At 69.7% G+C, this 6,763-nt stretch carries 5 protein-coding genes; 3 read left to right on the forward strand and 2 right to left on the reverse strand.

All coding sequences use genetic code 11. The features are described from left to right. Positions 1-8: 8 nt before the first annotated feature. A complete protein-coding gene (locus ACZ601_RS37105; protein WP_469546157.1) occupies positions 9-1,037 on the reverse strand; it encodes a sodium:calcium antiporter in 1,029 nt (342 codons plus the stop codon). Between the two features lie 367 nt (positions 1,038-1,404). Between ACZ601_RS37105 and ACZ601_RS37110 the strand changes: the two genes are divergently transcribed. From ACZ601_RS37110 to ACZ601_RS37120, 3 genes are all read left to right on the forward strand, one after another. After that, on the forward strand, positions 1,405-2,379 hold the full coding sequence (locus ACZ601_RS37110; protein WP_469546160.1) for an alpha/beta hydrolase: 975 nt from the start codon (positions 1,405-1,407) through the stop codon (positions 2,377-2,379). A 199-nt stretch (positions 2,380-2,578) separates the two neighbouring features. Then, the gene (locus tag ACZ601_RS37115; RefSeq protein ID WP_469546162.1) at positions 2,579-5,275 is read left to right on the forward strand and encodes a hypothetical protein; all 2,697 of its coding nucleotides are present in this window, start codon (positions 2,579-2,581) and stop codon (positions 5,273-5,275) included. After that, positions 5,272-5,721, forward strand: a complete 450-nt coding sequence (locus ACZ601_RS37120; protein WP_469546164.1) for a hypothetical protein — start codon at positions 5,272-5,274, stop codon at positions 5,719-5,721. The genes ACZ601_RS37115 and ACZ601_RS37120 overlap by 4 nt, the downstream gene beginning before the upstream one ends. A 9-nt stretch (positions 5,722-5,730) precedes the next feature. On the opposite strand, the gene ACZ601_RS37125 is transcribed toward ACZ601_RS37120, so the two are convergent. Next, positions 5,731-6,618 (reverse strand): helix-turn-helix domain-containing protein, encoded by an 888-nt coding sequence (locus tag ACZ601_RS37125; protein WP_469546167.1) that lies wholly within the window; start codon positions 6,616-6,618, stop codon positions 5,731-5,733. Positions 6,619-6,763: the final 145 nt, after the last annotated feature.

Raw genomic sequence — 6,763 nt, forward strand, 5'->3', positions numbered from 1 at the left:
GGAGCGGGTCAGGCCAGGATCGGGATGAGCCCCAGCCCGAAGACGGCGTAGAAGAGCGCCGTCACGGCCAGCCGCCCGGGGGTGAGCCGGTGGGCGCGCATCGTCAGCAGCAGGTAGACGATCGCGGCCATGGTGATCAGTCCGGACCAGAGCAGGGCGCCGTCGAACTCCCAGCTGGTGAACAGCAGGCCGAGGCCGCTGGGGACGGTCGCCTGGATCATCATGGCGCCGGAGATGTTCGCAAGCGCCAGCTGGGTCTTGCCCTGCCGGACCCAGATGATCGCGTTCATGACCTCGGGCAGCTCCGTCGCGACCGGCGACAGGAGCAGCGCGGTGACGGCGGAGGAGAGCCCGAGCATCGGGCCGATCGCGTCGAGCTGCCTCACGAACAGCTGGGACGCGAAGAAGATGACGGCGAGGGTGGCGAGGGTCTGGACCACGACGGCCCAGGTCTCCGGGACGGCGGACCGGGGGCGGAGCTTCAGCGGCTCCAGCTCCTCGTCCTCCTCGCCGTCGTCGCCGCTGCGGATCTCGCGCCAGAAGTAGACGGCGTACGCGGCGAAGAACAGCACGCCGAGGACCGGTTTGAAGGCGAACGCCACCAGGCCGAGGGCGACCTTGACCACGAAGATCGGCAGGAACCAGGTCTGGTCCTTGGCCAGCCGCCTCATGTCCTTCTCGTTCCCGAGCGGGGCCCGTACCCCGTCCCGGCCTGCCGGGGCGGGGCCGCGTTCCCTGCGCCGCTTGAGGAACAGCATCGCGCCGGTCACGCCGTAGGCGATGGTGGACAGCGCGAGCGGGCCGCCCATCGCCGCGCCCACGCCGATGTTCTTGGCCTCCTCGTCGGCGCCCGTGGTGACCGCGACCAGCGTGACGACCGACTCCGGCAGTGCGGTGCCGAACGCGGCCAGGATCGTCCCGACCGCCATCTTCCCGACGTCGAGGCGCTGCCCCAGCCACTCCACCGCGTTGACGAACCACTCGCACGAGAGGTAGATCGCCACCGCGCAGACGATGAGCAGAACGAAATGGATCACACCGACCGCCCGGCCTTCCCGCACCACGGGTTCCCGGGCTCCTGGGTCCGCGAAGCCCACCTGCCAGATTCTGCACGGGCCCGGCCGCCGGGAGCCGCAGTGACTCCGGCAAGTCGCTGACCGTCCGGATTCACTCGAATGGCGTCTTGTGGGCGGGTGAATGTCGCCGGGCCAGTCGGCGTGGGCGGTGGCGGCATCATGCGACAGCGTGCGGCATCCGGCAGGGCCGCCGGGGCGGGCCCGGTTGCGGGAGGAACCGGACGCCGGATTCTGAGAAGTGGCCCGGCCGTCCTGTCGCGCCTGAGCGGACGCCGCGCCATTCCCCTGTCCCTCGGCCCATCCGGGGCCACGGAACGCCGGAGCGATGATGACTGATCTTCCCCCGCCGATCACTCCCTACCTGGAGCCCGCTGCCCGCGAGCTCGCGGAAGCCACGGACCCGCATCCGCGGATCTACGAAGTCCCGCCGGAGAAGGGCCGTGAGATCCTCGCCGGTCTGCAGAGCGACACCAGCGTGCCGCGCCCGGACGTCGACGAGGAGTGGGTCGACGTCGACGCCGGTGAGTGGGGCACCGTGCGCACCCGGATCATCAAGCCCAAGGGCGCCTCCGGCCCCCTGCCCGTGGTGTTCTACATCCACGGCGCCGGCTGGGTCTTCGGGGACGAGAAGACGCATGACCGGCTGTTCAGGGAACTGGCCGTCGGAGCGGGCGCCGCAGGTGTCTTCCCCGTCTACGACCGGGCCCCAGAGGCGCAGTACCCCACGCAGGTCGAGCAGAACTACGCCGTCGGCAAGTGGGTGCTGGAACACGGTGCGGAGCACGGCCTGGACACCTCCCGCGTGGCGGTGACCGGCGAGTCGGTCGGCGGCTGCATGGCGACCGTCTTCGCGCTGATGAACAAGGAGCGCGGCGGCCTCGACCTCAAGGCCCAGGTGCTGCTCTACCCGGTGGCCGACGCCGACTTCGACACCCCGTCCTACCACCAGTTCGCCGACGGCTACTACCTCACCCGCGACGGCATGAAGTGGTTCTGGGACGCTTACACCACCGATGAGGCCAAGCGGCGCGAACCGCACGCGTCCCCCCTCCGGGCCTCCCTGGACGACCTCAAGGGCCTGCCCACCACGCTGGTCATCACCGACGAGGCGGACGTCCTGCGTGACGAGGGCGAGAAGTACGCGGCCAAGCTCCGCGAGGCCGGAGTCGACGTCACCGCCGTCCGGGTCGCCGGAATGGTGCACGACTTCCTGCTGCTCGACAGCCTGCGCGACACCCGGGCGGCCAACGTCGCCCGCCACCTCGCGATCGAAGCGCTCAGGACGGCTCTGCAAGGCAGCTGACGACGCCTTCACTCCGGGCGCCGAGGGCCTTGTCACGGCACAGCGTGTGCCGTGGCAAGGCCCTCGACGCGTGTTTTGGGCCTGACCATGGGCCCGTGGACCCTTCGGGCTGGGCCTCCGCGTACCTAACGTGACGCATACGCGTCACGGCTGGATCGGGAGGCCGGACGTCTTCAGCAGTCGGTGAAGGGTTTGCCCGTTGTCGGACTCACAAGGCCTGGTGCTTCGCGGGGAGCTTCCCCGGTCGCTCGCCGTGACGCGGGTGCTCCTGTATCTGATGTTCGGCCTCACGCTGCTGGGCGGCGTCGATGTGCTCAACTCGCTGCTGGAACTGGGCAGTCACATCACCCCGATGCTCTCCCTGATGGCGCTGTACGCGGTCCTGCCGGGTATCGCCGCCGTCGTTCTGGCGCGGCTCGTGTGGACCGGCGGCAAAGCGGTCCGGATCGGGCTGATCGCTCTCCAGGTCTGGTTGCTGGCCGGCGGCATCGTCAACCTGTACGAGGGCTCGACGCGCGGGCTCAGCCAGCTGCTGCTGCCGGGTGCGCTGCTGGCCCTGTCCGGTGTGGGTGCCAGCCGGTCCTGGTTCGAACTGCCGCAGCAGCAGCGGGCGGTGCGGCCGCGATGGACGCGCGAACGGTTCCGCCGGGAGGCGTTCCCGTCGATCCCGCACCTGATCACGTGGCGCCGGAACCGTGGCCAGACGTCGGTCGAGTACCTCGGCCTGATCACCCTGGTCGCCGTCATCATCGGCACGCTCCTGCTCAGCGGCACGGGGGCCCAGATCACGGGCCGCATCCAGGAAGCGGTGTGCAGCCTCGTCGGGGAGGACTGCTCCGGCGACACGGTTGCCGGGGATGACGGCGGGCAGGGCGGTACCGCCTCCGGCGGTGGCAGTGGTGGCGCCAGCGGTGGCAGCAGTAGCGGTGGCTCGGCGGGCGGGAGCTCGGGTGACGACGGCGGTGGTGCCTCGGGTGGCGCCAGCGCCGGCGGAAGTGGAACCGGCAGTGACGGTGGAGACGACTCCGGTGGTGGGGTCAGCGGCGGCGTCTCCGGCGGTAGCAGTGGTGGGGAGTCCGGTGGCGACAACTCCGACGGCAGCAGCGGCAGCAATTCCGGTGGGGACAGCTCCGGGGGAGACGACTCCAGCTCCAGCGGTGGTGCCAGCGGCGGCCATTCCGGCGGGGACAACGGAAGTCAGACCGGTGGCAGCAGCTCCGTTGGTGACAGCGGTGGAGGAAGCGACGGCGGCAGCAGCAGCTCCGGTGATGGGGACAGCGGCGGTGGTGTGTCCGGCGGCAGCAGTGGTGGGAAGACCGGTGGCAACGACTCCGGTGGCAACGACTCCGGCGGTAGTGACTCCACTGGTGGTGACTCCGGTGGCGGCGACTCCAGCAGTGGTGGAAGCGACTCCAGTGGTGGGGAAAGCGGCGGTAGTGATTCCGGCGGTAGTGACTCCAGCAGCGGGGGAAGCGACTCCGGTGGTGATGATTCCGGCAGCGGTGGCAGCGACTCCGGGGGAAGCGACTCCAGCGGTGGGGACAGCGGTGGTGGTGATTTCGGCGGTAGTGATTCCAGCAGCGGGGGAAGCCACTCCGGTGGCAGCGACTCCGGTGGCGGAGACAGCGGCAGCGGTGGTGACTCCGGTGGGGGTGTCTCCGGAGGGAACTCCATCGGCGGTCTGATCAGTGGCGGCCTGATCAGCGGTGGGCTCATCACTGGCGGTCTGATCGGCGGCGGTTCGTCCGGCGGCAGCAGCAGTGGCGGTTCGTCCGGCAGCAGCGGTTCGTCCGGTGGCAGCGACAGCGGTGGGAAGTCCGGCGGGACCAACTCCACTGGCGGCGACTCCACCGGCGGCGACTCCGGTGGCGATGAAGACGACTGCGACGACGGCGGATCGTCGTCCGGTGGTTCGAAGGACACCGGTGGCCCAGCGAGCGCCGGTGGCGCAGCGAGTATCGGTGGGGGAAGGAGCATCGGTGGGGCAGGACCCCGTCTCATCTCGCTCTGTGACGACGACAGCGACGACGATGACGACGACGATGACGACTGCCGGGACGACAACGCCGCCTACCGCAGCGGCCTGACCACCGTCGCCCCTGGCAACGGGCGCTACACGCTCGCCTCGGCCGCCGCTCCGCACCGGGCCTTCACCAGCGGCAGCCTCGCAGCCGGATCGAGGGGCCGTTCTCCGCTGGACGTGATGGCGACGGTGTCCGGGTTCACTCTCCCCGGTGTCGACAGCTATCAGGAGGTGGAGAGAAGGGTCTCCGTCGCGATCGGGCTCACGGACCCGCCGCCCCCGCCGATCCCGGACGACCCGGAGCCCGAGCCCTCGGACGACTGCTCCTCCGACGACTCGGACGACTCCGACGACCCGGACGACGACGACAAGTGCCCGGTGGTCGCGGTTCCCGGCCGCGAGGCCGAGCGGGGTGGCGTCCTGCGCGTGTCCGCCGAGGCAGGCGGCGGTATCCGGAACGCGGCTGACGACGATTGCGACGACACTCCGCCACCCAATAAGAAGTTCGGCGACGACCAGAGCAAGGAGCAGAACCGCGCCTCGATCGACGATCTGAATCCGGGCGAAGGGTTCACCGGCGTCTGGCAGCCGGGCGGCAAGATGAGGGGAAGGCTGAGCGGTGACGCCGAAGGGGCCCTGGTCAACCGTCGCGGCGGACACGCCAAGATCAACCGGGAGGACTTCGGCAGCGCCGATGACACCGTGGGCTTCGCGGCCATCAAGCTGCCGGACGGCAACCTGGAGGTGACCTTCATCTCCGGCCTCAACCTGGCGCACTTCGGGGGCCGCACCACTGTGCCGGAGAAGTACAAGAAGGAGATCATCGAGGAGCTGGCGGACATCACCGGACTGAAAGTGGAAGAGAAGAAGTGAGCACGAACGGAAGTGGCGACGGGGTACGGGCCGACGGTGAGGCGTTCGTCGTCGGCGGCCTCCCCGTCCCTCCCGAGCTGGCCGGACTCATCAGGGCGGGAAAGTGGGTGCCGCCCGCTGCGGAGGTCCTGCGCCGGATCTTCGATGACGAGCCCGTGCAGCCGTGCTTCTACAGCGAGAGCGTGCTCGTACGGGAGAACCGTGACTGGCACACCGAGACGGACCCCGTCTGGCTGGGGGACCCGGCCGACGAGAGGAACGAGGGGATCGTCCCGGAACGGTCGCTCTCGATCGCGGACCTCGGCCCGGACATGCCGGTCATGCTCGACTACCGGGAGTCGAGCACCGACCCGCGTGTGCTGTACATGAACGACATCGGGTGGGTGCAAGTGGCAGCGAATGTAAGGCAGTTGCTCGCGCTCCTGTACGGGGACGAAAGCAGCTGAGGGGCCTGGCTACGCGCTGACGGGCAACTCCGCGATGCACTCGCCGCACCGGCCGGGCTCGGGGGCTCTGAACGCGCGGTCGCAGTCGTCGCAGTTCTGGAGCGGCACCGGGGGCGGGGTGAACGGTGCGGGCGGGACGGCGGCCGGGAGCAGTGCGCTCAGCCGGTGCGCCAGCAGCTTGGCCGGGTACTTCAAGGGCACGGGCAGGTCCGTCGTCAGGGCCAGGGTGATCGAGGCGGGGGCGGCGTCGCGTTCCAGCCAGGCCGCTACGGCGGGCGCGAGGCTGCGGATGTCGTTCTCGGAGAGGACGAGTACGGGAGCCTCGCGCCGCAGTCCGAGCAGGATGGCCGACGCGCGTCGGTGCAGGTCCGGATCCGGGGTGGGTTCCTGCCGCCGGGGGGCGGGTACGGGAGCGAGCGCGGGAGCCGGTGCGGCAACCAGGACCGGAGCCGCAGCCTCAACCGAGGCCGCCGCCGGGGCCGCCGCCGGAACAGGAACAGGCACAGGAACGGGCGGCGGGTCCGCCGCCACTTCGCACGGCTGGTTGTACGACGTCGAGCTCGTGATCACGCGGCCGCTGGCCAGACGCTCGCGGGTGCGCTTGAGGTAGCCCTTGGCTTCGAGTTCGCGCAAGGCCTCGGCGATGCGGTACTCGCTCTCCGGGAAGCGCTCGACCAGGAACTTGATGCCGATCTTGGCCCCGTCGGGCAGCGACTGGATGTGTACGGCGAGCCCGATCGCGACCAGTGAGAGTTCCTGGTGCTGGGCGAGGTGGTTGCCCACGACCGTGAAGTGACTGGTGTGGCGCACGTTGACGTGGAGGACACCACCGGACCGGGCGCTGGACCGGGTGCCTGAAGAGACGCGCGAGGGCGCGATATTCTGCGGGTTATCCATCGGGAAGTGGTCTCTTCCTCGTTGGTCAGGCCCTCGCTCGGGATTACTGTCCTTGGGTTCTAACGGTCCTCGCAACACCCATGATCTGTGGGAGTTGCGAGGACCGTGGGCGTTGAGCGTGGTGATCTTGCGGGTTTGCGGGAGT

It is taken from the genome of Streptomyces sp. NPDC104307 (assembly GCF_055584045.1).